General features: G+C 49.6%; 16 protein-coding genes. All 16 read left to right on the top strand.

Translation table 11 applies throughout. From position 1 onward, the window contains the following. The first annotated feature begins 108 nt into the window (after positions 1 to 108). The 16 genes from B2Q61_RS15805 (at position 109) to B2Q61_RS15730 (ending at position 16,539) form a co-directional block, all read left to right on the top strand. On the top strand, positions 109 to 2,121 hold the full coding sequence (locus tag B2Q61_RS15805; RefSeq protein ID WP_290617514.1) for a flagellar hook-length control protein FliK: 2,013 nt from the start codon (positions 109 to 111) through the stop codon (positions 2,119 to 2,121). Positions 2,122 to 2,262: 141 nt separating this feature from the next. Further along, entirely contained in the window at positions 2,263 to 2,793 is a 531-nt protein-coding gene (gene fliL / locus B2Q61_RS15800; protein ID WP_290617512.1) for a flagellar basal body-associated protein FliL, read from the top strand. A gap of 12 nt (positions 2,794 to 2,805) precedes the next feature. Continuing rightward, positions 2,806 to 3,894, top strand: coding sequence for a flagellar motor switch protein FliM (gene fliM, locus B2Q61_RS15795; protein ID WP_290617510.1), 1,089 nt, complete (start codon positions 2,806 to 2,808; stop codon positions 3,892 to 3,894). A 4-nt stretch (positions 3,895 to 3,898) separates the two neighbouring features. Further along, positions 3,899 to 4,288, top strand: a complete 390-nt coding sequence (gene fliN / locus B2Q61_RS15790) for a flagellar motor switch protein FliN (protein ID WP_290617508.1) — start codon at positions 3,899 to 3,901, stop codon at positions 4,286 to 4,288. Next, a complete protein-coding gene (gene fliO, locus B2Q61_RS15785; protein ID WP_290617506.1) occupies positions 4,288 to 4,857 on the top strand; it encodes a flagellar biosynthetic protein FliO in 570 nt (189 codons plus the stop codon). The genes fliN and fliO overlap by 1 nt, the downstream gene beginning before the upstream one ends. A 6-nt stretch (positions 4,858 to 4,863) precedes the next feature. Then, complete coding sequence (fliP, locus tag B2Q61_RS15780; protein WP_290617504.1) at positions 4,864 to 5,607, top strand: flagellar type III secretion system pore protein FliP; 744 nt, start codon at positions 4,864 to 4,866, stop codon at positions 5,605 to 5,607. Next, entirely contained in the window at positions 5,604 to 5,873 is a 270-nt protein-coding gene (gene fliQ / locus B2Q61_RS15775) for a flagellar biosynthesis protein FliQ (protein ID WP_290617502.1), read from the top strand. The genes fliP and fliQ overlap by 4 nt, the downstream gene beginning before the upstream one ends. Beyond that, positions 5,873 to 6,646 (top strand): flagellar biosynthetic protein FliR, encoded by a 774-nt coding sequence (gene fliR, locus B2Q61_RS15770; protein WP_290617500.1) that lies wholly within the window; start codon positions 5,873 to 5,875, stop codon positions 6,644 to 6,646. Before fliQ ends, fliR begins: the two co-directional genes overlap by 1 nt. A 12-nt stretch (positions 6,647 to 6,658) precedes the next feature. Further along, entirely contained in the window at positions 6,659 to 7,789 is a 1,131-nt protein-coding gene (gene flhB, locus B2Q61_RS15765) for a flagellar biosynthesis protein FlhB (RefSeq protein ID WP_290617497.1), read from the top strand. A gap of 139 nt (positions 7,790 to 7,928) precedes the next feature. After that, complete coding sequence (flhA, locus tag B2Q61_RS15760; protein ID WP_290617495.1) at positions 7,929 to 10,034, top strand: flagellar biosynthesis protein FlhA; 2,106 nt, start codon at positions 7,929 to 7,931, stop codon at positions 10,032 to 10,034. Positions 10,035 to 10,043: 9 nt separating this feature from the next. Further along, positions 10,044 to 11,498, top strand: a complete 1,455-nt coding sequence (flhF, locus tag B2Q61_RS15755; protein WP_290617493.1) for a flagellar biosynthesis protein FlhF — start codon at positions 10,044 to 10,046, stop codon at positions 11,496 to 11,498. Between the two features lie 40 nt (positions 11,499 to 11,538). After that, a complete protein-coding gene (locus B2Q61_RS15750) occupies positions 11,539 to 12,369 on the top strand; it encodes a MinD/ParA family protein (RefSeq protein WP_290618119.1) in 831 nt (276 codons plus the stop codon). A 35-nt stretch (positions 12,370 to 12,404) separates the two neighbouring features. Then, positions 12,405 to 13,085 carry an RNA polymerase sigma factor FliA gene (locus B2Q61_RS15745; RefSeq protein WP_349678771.1) on the top strand — a complete coding sequence of 227 codons (681 nt, stop codon included), beginning with the start codon at positions 12,405 to 12,407 and terminating at the stop codon, positions 13,083 to 13,085. A 48-nt stretch (positions 13,086 to 13,133) separates the two neighbouring features. Continuing rightward, positions 13,134 to 13,517 (top strand): chemotaxis response regulator CheY, encoded by a 384-nt coding sequence (gene cheY, locus B2Q61_RS15740; RefSeq protein WP_290617489.1) that lies wholly within the window; start codon positions 13,134 to 13,136, stop codon positions 13,515 to 13,517. Positions 13,518 to 13,542: 25 nt separating this feature from the next. Beyond that, positions 13,543 to 14,301 carry a protein phosphatase CheZ gene (locus B2Q61_RS15735; protein ID WP_290617487.1) on the top strand — a complete coding sequence of 253 codons (759 nt, stop codon included), beginning with the start codon at positions 13,543 to 13,545 and terminating at the stop codon, positions 14,299 to 14,301. Between the two features lie 15 nt (positions 14,302 to 14,316). Further along, complete coding sequence (locus tag B2Q61_RS15730) at positions 14,317 to 16,539, top strand: chemotaxis protein CheA (protein WP_290617485.1); 2,223 nt, start codon at positions 14,317 to 14,319, stop codon at positions 16,537 to 16,539. The last annotated feature ends 5 nt before the right edge of the window (positions 16,540 to 16,544 follow it).

Genomic DNA, 16,544 nt, shown 5'->3' with positions numbered 1-16,544 from the left:
TTTTGTATCATAGGTTTTATTGCGTAGTGCTGGTTCAGCCAAAAGCGTTTTCGTAACACAGTGAGCAACGCAATAGTGGTAAACCCGTTGCCTTATCAGGAGATCATAATGAATCCGTTGTTGTCACTTTCTTTTTTAAGTTCAGGCCAGGTGGCTGCTGGCACAGAGCCCGCTTCCTATCAGGCCGGGGCTGCACTGGATGAGGCAGGTGCTGCAAATGATTTCGGGCGCCTGCTCAATCAGTCTGGTGAACAACAATTAACCGACAGGCAAAGTTTTGCCGCTTTGCATATCACCGGAAAAGGCAAAGGGGCTGCCAGCATGGCAGGCCATGCCGCAGGCGGGCCGGCACAAACCCAGCCGTCAGTAATTCCAGCGGAAGCGGAGCTTAGCCTGGCCGATGAAAGCCAGCCTGGCACCTTACTCGGATTGCTGGATCTCGCCAGCCAGACCCGGTTACAGCTTCAGCTGCACGCTACTGAAAAAGGTCAGTCTGCTGCGAATACCGTCGGTGTGAATGTCACCCATGGTGATGATGCGGCACAAGCTGATGATGTTGATGGGATCACTGCGGGCGCGTTAGCCGGCGTTGACGGTAAAAAGGTTTTAACAGGCGAGTGGTTTATATTGCCGGTGTATCCGGCAACAGCAAATGCAGGCAAAGATGCTGCCGAGAGTGACACTCCGGTCGATTCTGCCAACGCCGCAGCGAAAATGTTAGCCGCGGTAAGTAACGGCCAGGCAAGAGATGCGGCTCAATCCCCGTTAGCGGCCGACGATACTGCACAGCAAGAACTTAAAAATAGCCAGTTTGCAAGCGACAAGGCAATCAAGCTTGCTGAACAGGCGCTGGCCAATCAGAACTCTGGCCATGATACTGAGCCTTCTCAATCTCAAACTCAGTCGTCAGCTGACATGGTTAGCAGTAGCAATAAAGCCGCTATAGCTGATGCAAATGTCAGCAATAATGCAATAGCGGCTACTGGCATTGCAGGCAAGCAAGCGACCCAGAGTATTAATAGCACTCAATCTGACAGCGATAAATCAGCCGCTGCGGCCAAGGTAAGTATCGCCTCAGCAGGGCAACGCAATACTGCACAAGAAGGTAAGCAGCAAGTAGAAAGCGCTGAGCCGGATAGTGCCGTTGAATTGCCTGCTGAACTGAAAGCGAGCGTTGATACCGCGCTGCGCACAAACAACGCTGTAGTGGCAGAAATACCCTCCGGGATACCGACATCGTCAACCGCGGCGCCGGAATTAAAAACCATGGCCGGTAACATTCAGCCCCCAGCAGCAACAACCATCTTTGAAAATGCAGAGAAATCGGTACTTCTTGACGCCGGTCAGCCTGCCAGCACCCTGGCCAGCGCCGCAGCCGTAGCAGATTCAGCGCAGTCCCGGGCACAGCAACGCGCTGGCCTGGCAGAAAGTAACCAACCGATAAAGCAAATGCTGACAGAAGACGCTGATTTAGCAGCTCAACAGGTTAAAACAGATGTTAATATAACGGCCGGAAGTATCAGAGCAGAGACTGCAGTCAGTGGCTTTGGCAGTATCGTCAGCCCGGCAGGCCAGACTCAGAGTGAAGCAGCACTTGCCAGACTTGATGCGGCAACGGTTGCCATTGCTGGTGCGCAGCAAAGCGCTGAGCGGGCAAAAGCACAAAGCGTCAATAAATCGGTTACCGAGCACTTAAAGCAGGTCAATTTATTGTCGCAAGATGCCGCTGGTCAGCTAAAAGAGCGGCTTAACCTGATGGTACGCCAGAATATTCAGGTGGCAGAGATCCGACTCGATCCCGCAGATTTAGGACAAATGCAAATTCGGGTGAATTTGCAGCAGGAGCAGGCTTCAGTCCAGTTTATTGTGCAACAACAGCATGCCAAAGAACTATTAGAGCAGCAGATGCCCAGATTACGTGAAATGCTGCAACAACAGGGCATTCAGCTGGGTGAAGGTCAGGTTCAGCAGCAGCGCCAGGGGGACAGCCAGACAGGTAGTCAGCGCAACGGCAGTGCCGGGACAGGTCAGCAAATCAGCGAGCCACATTTAGACGAGCAGGCGACAGCATTGCAGTTAGACGTTAAGCTAAGTGAACGTATTGTTGATTACTATGCGTAAACCGGTGTGACATTTACCGGCGATAGTGCCAGCGGGGCCTGAATAATAAAGTTACCGCAAAAAAAGTTACAGCGAAAAAATTTACATTAAGGCAGGCGGTTGCGCATAATGGCCTGAATAAATTAAAACAACGGAGTGCAAATGGCAGCCGATGGCGATTTAAAATTAGGCGAAAGTAAAAGTGGCTTGAAAAAAATAATATTGTTGGTCATGGCTGTGGTCGTGGTACTCATTCTGGCGGCAGGTGTTTACTTTTACTTTCTGGGAAGCGAAAGCGCGCCCTCTGCTGCCAGCGATGAAACAGCGGTGTCGCAGAGTGCCGCTGATACTGGCAAGCCCAGCGGGCCGGAGGGGAACGCCTTATACGTGGCGATGCCCAGGCCATTTGTGTTTAATGTGCCGGGCTCGGCACGTGATCGTCTGGTACAGATAAAAGTGCAACTGCTGGTGCGGGGCAGTAATAATGAAACCGTAGCACTTCGGCATATTCCGCTGATAGAGGCCAGTTTAACGGCTTCTTTCGCCAGTGCTAATGCTGACGAGCTGGTAACAACCACAGGCAAAGATGCCTTAAAAAACAAAGCCCTTAGTGATTTACAGCAAGCGTTGCTGGAAGTTGCAGGATCAGTGGTGGTGGAAGAAGTGCTTTTCACCAGTTTTGTTATGCAATAAGAGTGAGCAATCGTGACCGATTTATTGTCGCAAGATGAAATTGATGCCTTGTTACATGGCGTTGATGACGTTGAAGAAGAAGAAATTGACGACAGCGGTGATGGCCGCAGCCGTTCTACCATGGAATACGATTTCTCGTCTCAGGATCGTATTGTCCGCGGTCGTATGCCTACTCTGGAAATGGTTAATGAGCGGTTTGCCCGCCATATGCGGATCAGTTTGTTCAATATGATGCGTCGCACCGCCGAAGTCTCCATCAATGGTGTGCAAATGATTAAGTTTGGCGAATACGTGCATACGTTATTTGTGCCAACCAGCCTGAATATGGTGCGTTTCCGGCCACTTAAGGGTACTGGCTTAATTACCATGGAAGCACGTCTGGTATTTATTCTGGTCGATAACTTTTTTGGCGGCGACGGACGTTATCATGCCAAAATTGAAGGGCGTGAATTTACCCCGACCGAGCGGCGAATCATTCAGATGCTGCTGAAACTTATTTTTGAGGATTACAAAGAAGCCTGGGCTCCGGTGATGGACGTGTCGTTTGAATATCTCGACTCAGAAGTGAATCCGGCCATGGCTAATATTGTCAGCCCGACAGAAGTGGTGGTGATCAGCTCATTTCATATTGAACTGGATGGCGGTGGCGGTGATTTTCATGTGGCATTACCTTACTCTATGCTGGAGCCCATCCGCGAGCTGCTGGACGCTGGGGTGCAAAGTGATAAAGAAGATACAGATTTACGCTGGAGTAAAGCGCTGCGTGACGAAATTATGGACGTCAAAGTGGATTTATCCACCAAAATGCTTGATGTCGATTTAACGTTGCGCGAAGTAATGGAATTAAAGGCCGGCGATATTATTCCGGTGGAAATACCAGAGCATATTACCGTATTGATTGAAGACTTACCCACCTACCGCGCCAAGCTTGGTCGGTCACGGGAGAGTGTGGCATTAAAAATTATTGAGAAGATCAGGCGGCCAGAATCTGTTAAATCGGAACTTCACGTATTTACCAAAGGTGGCAGGCGTCTGGATAGCGATGCAGATATTTCGGAACTAGAAGCCGATCTGAACTTAACAGAGCGGGACAGAGGATAACAGTATGGCAGACGATAAAGACACAATGGATGAATGGGCTGCAGCCATGGCAGAAGCTGAGGGCGAAGACGGCGCTAAAGCTGTTGATTTGGAGGAGCTTAAAGACGAAAAATCGAATATTACCGTTGATGAGCAGCGTAAATTGGACACGATTCTGGACATTCCAGTCACGATTTCAATGGAAGTGGGCCGGGCCAAAATTAGTATCCGCAACCTGCTGCAGTTAAATCAGGGATCAGTTGTGGAGCTGGAGCGGGTTGCTGGCGAGCCATTAGATGTGCTGGTCAACGGTACCCTGATTGCGCACGGTGAAGTAGTCGTGGTGAATGACAAGTTTGGTATTCGCTTAACGGATGTTATCAGCCAGATTGAACGGATTAAAAAGCTACGCTAATGCAGTCATTATTAAGAACCGCTGCGATCGTACTGTTGCTATTATATTTGGCATTCAGCGCTATTGCTGCTGCACAAACAAACCCGCCAGAGCCGCAACAGCAAGACATGGCTGCGCAAAACGCATCTGACAAAGACGCTGCCGATGCTCGTTCAGGAGAGGTTGCGGCGTCATTGTCAGAAGTGGCAGCGCAAACTGTGACAGAACCGCGGCAAAGTTTACCATTTCAACGCCAGGAGCCGTCTGCTGAGCGAAAAAACACCAGCGGCATCAGCCTGGGTAAAATCGCCATTTCTCTGGCAGCAGTGCTGCTGTTGGTGGTTGGCCTGGGCTGGTTATTCAAAAAATTGACATTACGCCTGCCCGGTAGCCAGCACGTTAAAGTTATTTGCTCGGTACCTCTGGGGCAGCGCGAACGCTTGTTAGTTATTGAAATACAAGGTAAACAACGGGTAATTGGCGTGACACCGCAAAGCATTAATATGCTATTCGAATTAGAAAATTCCCTTCCTGAAACAAAGTTGGCATCAGACTTTCATACACAGTTGCAATCATTCCTGAAAAAGTAAGTTTTTATGTTGCGATTGCTGTGTGTGTTGTTGCTGTTACTCAGCCCTGCGGTGCTGGCCGATAACAGTATGTTGTCGGCTGTTACCGTAACCACTAATGATGATGGCTCTCAACAATATAGTGTAACGCTGCAGGTCCTGGCGTTAATGACGATGTTGAGCTTTATTCCCGCCATCGTTATTATGATGACCAGCTTTACCCGGATTATCGTGGTGCTGGCGATATTGCGTCAGGCCATTGGTTTGCAGCAAACCCCGTCTAATCAGGTGCTTATCGGCATCACGTTGTTTCTAACCTTTTTTATCATGGCGCCGGTATTTAAAACCGTCAATGAGCAGGCGATTCAGCCCTATCTGGCCGAGTCGATAACCCCGGTTCAGGCGCTGGATGCGGCTATTGTGCCGGTTAAAGCCTTTATGTTGCATCAGACCCGGGTAAGGGATCTGGACACCTTTGCCCAGATTGCCGGTATTGAAGTGTTAGAACAACCTCAGGATTATCCACTAACCGTGGTGATCCCGGCATTTATCACCAGTGAATTAAAAACCGCATTTCAGATCGGCTTTATGCTGTTTATCCCTTTTCTGATCATCGATTTGGTAGTAGCCAGTGTACTGATGGCAATGGGGATGATGATGCTATCGCCGATGATTATATCGTTGCCGTTTAAACTGATGATGTTTGTGTTGGTTGATGGCTGGATTTTAGTTATGGGCACGCTTGCCACCAGTTATGGAGTCGGCACATGAGTCCTGAGGTCTTTGTCGATGTATTGCGTGATGCCTTGTTTATCGTCATCTTGCTGGTAAGTGCCATTATTCTGCCGTCATTGTTTGTGGGTTTAATTGTCGCGGTGTTTCAGGCCGCTACCTCAATTAACGAACAAACCTTAAGCTTTTTACCGCGGTTAATTGTCACCCTGTTAGCCTTGATATTTGGTGGTCACTGGTTTGTCCGGATTATTATGGATTACACCCATGACTTATTCCTCAGCATACCTACCGTGGTGAGTTGATGGAATTCCCGCTGGGCACCTTAATGCAGGCTATCGCCGACTTTATGCTGCCGCTATGTCGGGTAACGGGCATGCTGATGATCATGGCCGGTATGGGAGCGCGCAATATTCCGATGCGGATTAAAACCGGTCTGGTAGTGATGATCACGTTAGTGATGATGCCGATGCTACCGCCGGTAACCCCACCTGATTTAATGTCTGCGGCCATGTTCGTTGAAGTATTCTTTCAGTTAATGATTGGCTTTGCGCTGGGTTTTATCTCGCAAATGTTTATTACTACTTTTGTGCTGGCGGGCCAGTTACTGGCAACGCAGACCGGTCTGGCGTTTGCATCGATGGTTGACCCGTCAAGCGGGGTCAGTGTGCCGGCCATAGGCCAGTTTTATCTGATCCTGGCCACCTTACTATTTTTTATTTTTAATGGGCACCTGATCATGATCCAGATGTTGGTGTTCAGCTTCGATACCCTGCCGATTAATGGTCAGTGGTGGGAAGTCAGCAGCTACTGGACCATTGTTGAATTTGGTGGCTGGATGTTTGCCACCGCCCTGGCCATTGCCCTGGCGCCAATTGTTGCCATGTTGGTGGTTAATTTGTCGTTCGGCATCATGACCCGGGCTGCACCGCAACTCAATATTTTCTCAATAGGTTTTCCGATCACCATGTTGGCAGGTTTGCTGATTTTATGGCTGACGCTGGATACGTTTTTATTCCACTACGACAAGCAATGGCAGCACGCAATAGACTATAGCTGCCGGCTTATTGGCTGCTAACGGAGGCTGACTATGGCAGAAGATTCCGGCGCAGAAAAAACCGAACAGCCCACGCCCAAGAAGCTGCAAGACGCAGCAGAAAAGGGCCAGATAGCCCGTTCAAAAGACCTTGGCACGGCTTTTGTTCTGATAGCCAGCGCAGCCGCCATGCTGATGTTTGGTAAAATGTTGGCGATGGGCGTGCTGAATGTCGGCCAACGGATGATGCATCTCGATCAGAAAGACATGTTTGAAACCAACTCCATGTTTACCGCCTGGAGCGAAGTGGGAAAAGAGTTGCTGCCACCGCTGGCTGCCATTTTCGCCTTTATTCTGCTGGCGGCTTTTGTTGGCAATTGTCTGATTGGTGGTTTTAATTTCAGCTGGCAGGCAGCGGGGCCAAAGCTGAGCAAAATGAGCCCGTTAAAAGGCTTTAAACGCATGTTTGGTTTGCAGGCGTTAGTAGAGCTGGTTAAAGGTATCCTGAAAGTTGCGGTAGTGGTTACCGTGGCGTATTTACTGCTTAAGTTTTTTTTCATGGATATTATGGCGTTGTCGCTGATGAGCGAACCCAATAATATCGAATCGGCGTTGTATATTTTAGCGTGGCTGTTTCTGGGGTTGTGCAGCAGTGTCTCCATTATTGCCATGGTAGATGCGCCTTATCAGAAATGGAATCATGTGAAGCAGCTGAAAATGAGCTTGCAGGAAATTAAAGACGAGCATAAAAACTCAGAGGGCAGTCCAGAAATTAAAGCCCGTATTCGCCGCACCCAGATGCAGATGTCAATGAAACGGATGATGCAGGAAGTGCCGACAGCTGATGTTATTGTCACCAACCCGACCCATTTTGCTGTTGCTTTAAAATATGACCAGGGCAAATTCCGCGCGCCGGTAGTGGTGGCCAAAGGGGTAGATGAAGTTGCGATGCATATCCGGAAAATTGGTAATGAGCATAAAGTGCCGGTGATCGAGTCTCCGGCCCTGGCCCGCTCAATATTCTACACTACAGAGCTGGATCACCCAATTCCAGAGCAACTGTTTGCTGCGGTTGCTCAGGTACTGGCTTATGTATATCAGCTTAAAATGTACAAAAAAGGCAAAGGCAGCCGGCCAAAAACGCTGGCCCGAGAACTTCCCATTCCCGAAGATTATCGCCACTAACATGCTAACAACAAAAAAAGGGTCAGAGTGATTTTCCATAAAAAATCACTCTGACCCTTTTTTTGTTTGAGTTATGGAATGGTTTTTGCTGATACCACTTAGCCCTCGCGTTACGCGCCAATAATTTGTTAGGTACGCCATGCAGTTTGTTCAGTATTTCCATAACTTTGACAAATCAAAACTGTCGTTTATGAAAGGGCTTGGTACGCCACTGCTTATTCTGGCCGCCCTGGCCATGGTGGTATTGCCACTGCCGCCGATCCTGCTTGATACCTTATTTTCTTTTAATATTGCCCTGGCATTGGTTGTGCTGCTGGTAACCATCTATACCTTGCGGCCTCTTGATTTTGGCATCTTTCCCAGCGTGCTGCTGGTGGCGACCATTATGCGCCTGGCACTAAATGTGGCCAGCACAAGGATAGTATTGCTGGAAGGCCACAATGGCGGCGATGCTGCAGGTAAGGTAATTGAAGCTTTCGGCTCGGTGGTAATCGGCGGTAATTATGCCGTTGGTATCGTGGTGTTTTTAATTCTGATTATTATCAACTTTGTGGTAGTCACTAAAGGCGCCGGCCGGATTGCTGAGGTATCGGCCCGATTTACCCTTGATGCCATGCCCGGTAAGCAAATGGCGATTGACGCTGATTTAAACTCTGGCCTGATCACTCAGGAAGAAGCGCGAACCCGGCGCGAGGAAGTCACCAGTGAAGCGGACTTTTATGGTTCGATGGACGGTGCCAGTAAGTTTGTTAAAGGTGACGCCATCGCGGGTATCGTTATCCTGGTTATCAATTTAATCGGCGGTTTGTTTATTGGTATGCTGCAACATGATTTAAGCTTCGGCGATGCGATGGAGATATACACCTTGCTGACGATAGGTGATGGCCTGGTCGCGCAAATTCCGTCGTTATTACTGTCTATTGGCACGGCCATCATCGTCACCCGTCAGAATAAGTCCGGTGACTTAGGCGAGCAAATGACTGCCCAGCTTAGCGATAACACCCATGTGTTGTTTATTGCTGCTGGTGTACTGACCTTAATGGGCGTAGTACCGGGCATGCCACACTTTGCGTTTTTAAGCCTGGCGGCATTAATTGGTGGTACCGCCTGGTTTATGCAGCGAAAAGCGGCACAGGTGCAGGCTCAGCTAGTGACCAAAAATACCACCCAACCAGCAGATAGTCAGACGCAACCGGTAAAAGAAATTGGCTGGGACGATGTACAGGGGGTCGATACCATCGGCCTGGAAGTAGGGTATCGCTTAATACCCCTGGTAGATAAAGCTCAGGGTGGTGAACTGCTGAACCGGATCAAAGGGGTGCGCAAGAAGCTGTCGCAGGAGCTGGGCTTTCTGGTGCCGCCAGTGCACATCCGGGATAACCTCGATTTAGAACCGAACAGTTACCGGGTGGCGCTGATGGGCGTTACCACGGGTGAAGGTGAGCTACGCCACGATAATGAGCTGGCAATTAATCCCGGTCAGGTGTTTGGTCAGGTCAAAGGGGTGGCAACCAAAGACCCGGCCTTTGGTCTGGAGGCCGTATGGATCAGTAAAGATCAGCGGGAGCACGCCCAAACCCTTGGCTACACCGTGGTGGATGCGGCTACTGTGGTAGCGACCCACTTAAGCCAGATTTTAACCAATAATGCTGCGAGTTTGCTTGGCCATGAAGAAGTACAAAACCTGTTGGATATGCTGGCCAAACACTCACCCAAACTGGTTGAAGGCCTGGTGCCTGACATGTTGCAATTAACCACCGTGGTTAAAGTGTTGCAAAATCTGCTACAGGAAGGTGTGCCTATTCGGGATATGCGCACCATAGTGCAAACCCTGGTGGAATACGCCAGTAAAAGCCAGGATGTGGATGTGCTTACTGCGGCCTGTCGTATTTCACTGCGCAGGTTAATAGTGCAGGAAGTGGTTGGGAGCAACAGTGAAATCCCGGTTATTACCTTCGCCCCTGAACTTGAACAAATGCTGCATCAGTCAATGCAGGCGGCAGGTAATGACGGTGCCGGCATTGAACCCGGCCTGGCCGACCGGATCCAGCAATCGTTACACGAAGCACATCAGAGCCAGGAATTAAATGGCGAAAGTGCGGTAATGCTAACGTCAGGAATTTTACGCTCAGTCATGGCACGATTCGTGAAGTATACCATTCCAGGGTTGCGGGTATTGTCCTATCAGGAGATTCCCGATGATAAACAAATTCGAATTGTCAGCGTTATTGGTCAGCAAAACTAGGAGTAACTCATGAAAATAAAACGCTTTGTCGCTAAAGATATGCGTACCGCTTTAACGGAAGTCAAAGAGTTCCTAGGACCCGACGCGATAATCTTATCGAACAAAAAAGTAGCTGAAGGGGTCGAAATTGTTGCGGCAATTGACCCGGAAAGCCAGAACGCTGCCAGCCAAAAACCGGCGCATGCCCCAGCGCAGGCAGCTGCCACATCAGGCCATCAACCGCGGCAGGAGCCGCGTTTTAGTGTCAGAGTCGATGATAACGACAGCATGCCAGCTAACCGGAAAATAGAAAGTGAGCAGGCCGAAGCGCCAGCGGATTCACTGCGGGAGTTACTGGCCCGGCAAATGATTAAGCAGCAGGGCCGTGAGCCGGCAGCGCAAAACAGTAAGCGCCAGCCAGCAGCCGTGCAACCTGCGGTAAATCCGGCAGCTGCATTTGAGCGTCAAAGTTCTGGCACAACCCAAGGAATTGCGGCCAGTCAGTGGCAAGAGCTGACTAAACAACAGCAGCAGCAAGCGCAGTCGATGGCGACCCAGTTTGACGCCATGCGCAACGAAATGCTGTCAATGCGCCAGCTGTTGCAGCATCAGGTCTCAGGTTTAATGTGGCAGGACTTAGCCCGGCGTGAGCCAGTACGTGCCTTGGTTATCGAGCATTTGCAACAACTGGGTTTGTCCGAGCAGGTTGCTGATCAGCTGGCGTGTTTTATGCCAGAGGACATCGGTGCCAGCGAAGCCTGGGATACCGCAATGGAATTGCTCAGTGGTCAGCTAAGCACTACCAATGACGATATTTTGCGCCGCGGTGGTATTATCGCGCTGGTAGGGCCGACCGGCGTCGGTAAAACCACTACGGTTGCCAAGCTGGCAGCCGGTTTTGCCAAGCGGCACGGTGCCGATCAGGTTGCATTAATCACCACTGATTCTTACCGGATTGGCGCTTTTGAGCAACTGGCAACATATGGCCGGATTATTGGTTGCCCGGTAAAGCAGGCAAAAGACAGTGATGAGCTGGCAGTATTGCTAAATCAAATGGCCCAGCGCAAACTTATTTTGATCGATACGGCAGGGATGAGCCAGCGTGATGTCAGACTGGCTGAAAAACTTGCCAGTTTAGTGCATAATTCACGTGTCAAAATAAAAAGTTATCTGGTATTGTCTGCGACTGCGCAGGCCAGAGTAATGCAGGAGACGGTTCTGCAGTTCAAACGGATTTCCCTGGCGGGTTGTATTTTTACCAAACTTGATGAATGCTTAAGTTTAGGTGAAGTAATCAATGTGGCCATTCAGAACGCATTGCCGGTTAGCTATTTAACTAATGGCCAACGGGTACCGGAAGATTTAGTGGTAGCTGATGCAGCCGATTTAGTACAACGTGCTGAAATATTGCGCCTGACCCACAGCAGTAACGGACATCAGTGGTATCAGGATGAGGTGTCCCGAGCGGAAACAGCCTATGCATAGTCACGAATTAATTGACGATCAAGCCAACGGCCTGAGAAGAATGAATAAGCAGATGGTAAAAGTAATTTCAATAACCGGTGGCAAAGGCGGCGTGGGTAAAACCAACGTCAGTCTTAACCTGGCGATGGCTATGGCCCAACTGGGCAAAAAAGTGCTGGTGCTGGACGCTGACCTTGGCCTGGCAAACTGTGATGTGATGCTGGGCTTGCGGGTAGAAAAAAATCTGTCACATGTATTATCCGGTGAATGTGAACTGGATGACGTAATAATAGACGGCCCTTTTGGTATAAAAATTGTACCAGCTACTTCGGGCTCGCAGAATATGACCGAGCTTTCGTCGGTTGAACACGCTGGCCTAATCCGGGCGTTCAGCGAGCTGAGAACCCCGGTCGACGTGCTGTTAGTCGATACCGCGGCCGGCATTTCTGATATGGTATTAAGCTTTTCGCGAGCTTCGCAGGATGTGGTGGTCGTGGTCTGTGATGAGCCAAGCTCGATCACCGATGCTTATGCCCTGATGAAAATACTGAGTCGGGATCATGGCGTCGAAAAATTTAAGATTGTCGCCAATATGGTACGCAACTTAAAAGAAGGTCAGGAGCTGTTTGCCAAACTTAGTCGGGTTACTGATCGCTTTTTAGATGTTAGCCTCGAGTTGGTTGCCACTGTGCCCTATGATGAAAATGTGCGTAAAGCCGCCCGTAAACAAAAAGCCTTTATTGATGTATTTCCAAAAAGTCCGGCCAGCATGGCGGTTAAAGGGCTGGCTCTTAAAGCCATTAAATGGCCGCTGCCAGCCAACGCTTCCGGTCATCTTGAGTTTTTTCTGGAAAAATTACTGCAGCCGCAAGCTGATCAGGGGGTCGTGTGAACAGTAAGCTGGCCGCATATGGTGGAGTTGACCAGATGCAGCAGCTGGTTGAACGACATGCTCCGCTGGTAAAACGTATCGCGTATCACTTAATGGCCAGGTTGCCGGCCAGCGTGCTGGTTGACGACTTAATTCAGTCGGGCATGATTGGTCTGATTGAAGCTGCAAAAAACTTTGATGGCACTAAAGGGGCCAGTTTCGAAACCTTCGCCGGCATCCGTATTCGTGGTGCGATGTTAGATGAAATGCGCCGTGGTGACTGGACTCCCCGTTCGGTGCACCGCAACGCCCGTTTAATCGCCGACACTATTGCTGAACTTGAAGCCGAATTTGGCCGTGATATAAAAGACTTTGAAGTAGCTGAAAAACTTGATATATCTCTCGATGAGTACCATCATATGTTAACCGATGTCAGCACAGGCCGGATTATCGGTATTGAAGACCTTGGCGTTTCAGAAGATGTGCTGGTCACTGCTGACGATAGCGATGGCGATCTATTATATGAGCAGCAGGCAAATGAAGCATTTAATAAAGCACTGGTTTCAACCATTAGCAGTTTGCCGGAGCGCGAAGCTCTGGTACTCTCACTGTATTACAACGAAGAACTAAATTTAAAAGAAATTGGGGCAGTGCTGGATGTCAGCGAGTCCAGGATAAGTCAGATCCATAGCCAGGCGCTGGTGCGGTTAAAAGCCAGAATGCAGGTTTGGGTATAAAATTAAAGCAGTTGAGATACCAGGCGTATTATCTCGTCGGAGGGGACTTTGGATAAAAATATGAAAATTCTTGTGGTTGATGACTTCTCAACCATGAGGCGCATTATTAAAAACCTGTTACGTGACTTAGGCTTTACTAACGTCGCAGAAGCAGATGATGGCAGCACGGCGCTTCCGATGTTGCAAAATAGCGAATTTGATTTCGTTGTTACTGACTGGAACATGCCCGGTATGCAAGGTATCGATTTGCTCAGAGCGATCAGAGCCGATGCGAAATTAAAGCACATCCCGGTATTGATGGTCACCGCTGAAGCGAAAAAAGAGCAGATTATCGCCGCCGCTCAGGCTGGGGTTAATGGCTATATTGTTAAACCTTTTACAGCCGCTACCTTACAAGAGAAGCTGGCCAAAGTCTTTGAGCGTTTAGGTTAAGCCGTAACTGACAAGGAGTGACACTATGTCTGACACTACGGCGGCTGATATTACGCTTGAACAAGCAAAAGAGCTGGTGCAGTTACTGGAGATGGGAGAGCAGCAACTGGCCAATAAGCTGGTGCAATCTATTACGGTACCCGGTTCTTCTGAACTGTTTGCCGAAGTTGGTAAACTTACCCGGCAACTGCACGACTCGCTTAAAAACTTTCATATTGACCCTTCGCTGAATAATTTGCTCGAAGAAGATATTCCTGACGCGAAAAAGCGGCTGAACCACGTTATTGATATGACGGAGCAAGCCGCGAATAAAACGATGGATGCGGTGGAGTCTTGCTTACCGATAGCTGATCAAATTACCCAGCAACTTAATCAGTTGCAGCCGCAATGGCAGCGGTTGATGCAACGCCAGATTGAGCTGACTGAATTTAAACAGTTATGTCACGGTGTCGATGGTTTTATGCAGCAGGCAACAGTCGATTCGGCAACCCTGAATGCCTTGCTGACTGATGTGTTGATGGCGCAGGATTATCAGGATTTAACCGGCCAGATTTTGCGTCGGGTTATTGAATTGGTGCGAGAGGTAGAGGAAAGCCTGATCGGTTTGTTAACGGCCTTTGGTCAATCTAACCCCGACCAACCGGAAATCAAAGCCAAACCGGCGAAGGCAAAAGCTAAAGCGGCACATGAAGCTGAAGGGCCCATTATCGATGCCGCGGAGCGGGATGATGTGGTGTCTGGTCAGGATGACGTTGATGATTTACTGTCCAGTTTGGGTTTCTAACAGAGGTGTCTGCGCATGAGCTTTGATATGGATGAAGACATTTTACAAGACTTTCTGGTCGAAGCCGGCGAGATTTTGGAGTTGTTGCAGGAGCAATTGGTTGAACTGGAGAATAATCCGGATGACGCCAATTTGCTTAATGCCATATTTCGTGGTTTTCATACCGTGAAAGGCGGGGCCGGGTTTCTGTCACTGACAGAGCTGGTCGACGCCTGTCACGGCGCTGAAAACGTATTTGATATTCTGCGTACCGGTAAACGGCGGGTAACTCCGGAACTGATGGACGTTATTTTGCAAACGCTGGATGCAATTAACGCCATGTTTGTGGAGGTGCAGGCGCGCCAGCCACTTACCCCGGCAAACCCTGCTGTGCTTGATGCATTGCATCACTACAGCGAGCCTGAGAAAGCGGGTGAAGCTGCTCCGGTTATTGCCCAGGCAGAGCCGGAAGTACCGGCAACGGCTGCAGCCGGACATGATGACACGGCTGCTGAGGGTGATATTGATGATATCAGCGAGGCTGAATTTGAAAGAATGCTCGACCAGCTGCATGGTAAAGGCGCCCCTGGCCGTGCCGACGCAGCACCTGCGGTAACTCAGCCCGCGTCCGAGAGCAGCGATATTACCGATGATGAATTTGAAGCCATTCTTGACCAACTGCATGGTAAAGGCTCATTTGTACCCGATACTAATAAAGCTGCTGGTACTGCAACTCCAAGCCAGCCAGCAGTTAGCAAGCAAGCTGCTGCCAGTCAGACTGGCAAGAGTTCTGCGACACCATCAGCCAGTGACGATGAAATAAGCGATGATGAATTTGAAGCGCTGCTTGATCAGCTGCATGGTAAAGGTAACGCACCGGTAGAAACACCTGCTGCGCCCGAGCGCAAGCCTGCGCCAACTGCAGCGGCCAAACCTGCAGCGCCGCCGTCAACTTCAGCTGCTGCGCCAGCAGCCAAAGCCCCGGTAGCAGCAAGCGCTGTTGCAGCACCGGCTGCTGCGGATAAAGCTGCAGCCGCCAATGCCGCACCGGCAGCTGAGACCACCGTGCGGGTTGATACCAAACGGCTTGATCAGATTATGAACATGGTTGGCGAGCTGGTGTTGGTGCGTAACCGGCTGGTCAGTTTGTCTACCAGTACCCAGGACGAAGAAATGACCAAGGCCATTTCTAACCTCGATGTGGTAACGGCAGATATTCAGGGCGCGGTAATGAAAACCCGCATGCAGCCCATTAAAAAAGTGTTTGGCCGCTTCCCGCGGGTAGTTCGCGATTTAGCGCGGTCACTGCAAAAAGATATTAATCTGATCCTGGAAGGTGAAGAAACCGATTTAGATAAAAACCTGGTAGAAGCTCTGGCTGATCCCTTGGTGCATTTAGTACGAAACTCGGTCGATCACGGCATTGAAATGCCCGATGTTCGCTTAAAAGCAGGCAAACCTAAGGTTGGCCTGGTGAAACTGGCCGCCACGCAGGCTGGTGATCATATCTTGCTGACCATTCAGGACGATGGTGCCGGCATGGACCCGGAAAAGTTAAAAGGCATTGCGATAAAACGCGGCATTCTTGATGCAGACGCAGCGGCCCGCATGTCTGACAACGACGCCTTTAATCTGATTTTTGCACCGGGTTTTTCAACCAAAGAGCAAATCTCTGATATCTCTGGCCGCGGGGTTGGCATGGACGTGGTTAAAACAAAAATTAACCAGCTTAACGGCACTGTCCAGATTAACTCTAAGTTGGGTGTAGGTACGCTGCTTGAAATTAAAGTGCCGCTAACCTTAGCGATTCTGCCGACATTGATGGTTATGGTGGGTAAACAAACCTTTGCCTTACCCCTGGCCGGCGTAAATGAAATATTTCATCTTAATCTGGCAAAAACCAATATTGTTGATGGTCAGCTGACGATCGTGGTCCGTAATAAAGCGCTGCCACTATTTTACCTCGAGCACTGGCTGGTTAAAGGCTCAAATAAACAACTGCGGCGTGAGCAGGGCCATGTAGTAATAGTACAAATTGGTACGCAGCAGGTCGGCTTTGTGGTCGATTCGTTAATAGGCCAGGAAGAGGTGGTGATTAAACCGCTTGATGCGCTGTTGCAGGGTACACCTGGTATGGCTGGCGCCACAATCACCTCTGATGGCGGCATTGCGCTAATTTTGGATGTACCAAACTTACTGAAACATTATGCGAAGAAGTCCAAGATTAAATTTGATCGATTTAATAAGCTAAACGCTTAAGAGAG

Origin of the sequence: Arsukibacterium sp. UBA5043 (assembly GCA_002415085.1) — a bacterium.
In the GTDB taxonomy this organism is placed as follows: Bacteria; Pseudomonadota; Gammaproteobacteria; order Enterobacterales; family Alteromonadaceae; genus Alishewanella.
Note: the sequence above shows the minus strand (reverse complement) of the source record. Positions and strands in the feature narration are given on the sequence as shown.

What these genes read in the sequence shown, in the direction of transcription:
- B2Q61_RS15805 (WP_290617514.1), top strand. Translation starts at nt 109, where the DNA reads ATGAATCCGTTGTTGTCACTTTCTTTTTTAAGTTCAGGCCAGGTGGCT.
- fliR (WP_290617500.1), top strand. Translation starts at nt 5,873, where the DNA reads ATGGAATTCCCGCTGGGCACCTTAATGCAGGCTATCGCCGACTTTATG.
- B2Q61_RS15735 (WP_290617487.1), top strand. Translation starts at nt 13,543, where the DNA reads ATGTCTGACACTACGGCGGCTGATATTACGCTTGAACAAGCAAAAGAG.
- flhA (WP_290617495.1), top strand. Translation starts at nt 7,929, where the DNA reads ATGCAGTTTGTTCAGTATTTCCATAACTTTGACAAATCAAAACTGTCG.
- flhB (WP_290617497.1), top strand. Translation starts at nt 6,659, where the DNA reads ATGGCAGAAGATTCCGGCGCAGAAAAAACCGAACAGCCCACGCCCAAG.
- flhF (WP_290617493.1), top strand. Translation starts at nt 10,044, where the DNA reads ATGAAAATAAAACGCTTTGTCGCTAAAGATATGCGTACCGCTTTAACG.
- fliO (WP_290617506.1), top strand. Translation starts at nt 4,288, where the DNA reads ATGCAGTCATTATTAAGAACCGCTGCGATCGTACTGTTGCTATTATAT.
- fliQ (WP_290617502.1), top strand. Translation starts at nt 5,604, where the DNA reads ATGAGTCCTGAGGTCTTTGTCGATGTATTGCGTGATGCCTTGTTTATC.
- fliL (WP_290617512.1), top strand. Translation starts at nt 2,263, where the DNA reads ATGGCAGCCGATGGCGATTTAAAATTAGGCGAAAGTAAAAGTGGCTTG.
- fliN (WP_290617508.1), top strand. Translation starts at nt 3,899, where the DNA reads ATGGCAGACGATAAAGACACAATGGATGAATGGGCTGCAGCCATGGCA.
- B2Q61_RS15745 (WP_349678771.1), top strand. Translation starts at nt 12,405, where the DNA reads ATGCAGCAGCTGGTTGAACGACATGCTCCGCTGGTAAAACGTATCGCG.
- B2Q61_RS15750 (WP_290618119.1), top strand. Translation starts at nt 11,539, where the DNA reads ATGAATAAGCAGATGGTAAAAGTAATTTCAATAACCGGTGGCAAAGGC.
- fliP (WP_290617504.1), top strand. Translation starts at nt 4,864, where the DNA reads ATGTTGCGATTGCTGTGTGTGTTGTTGCTGTTACTCAGCCCTGCGGTG.
- B2Q61_RS15730 (WP_290617485.1), top strand. Translation starts at nt 14,317, where the DNA reads ATGAGCTTTGATATGGATGAAGACATTTTACAAGACTTTCTGGTCGAA.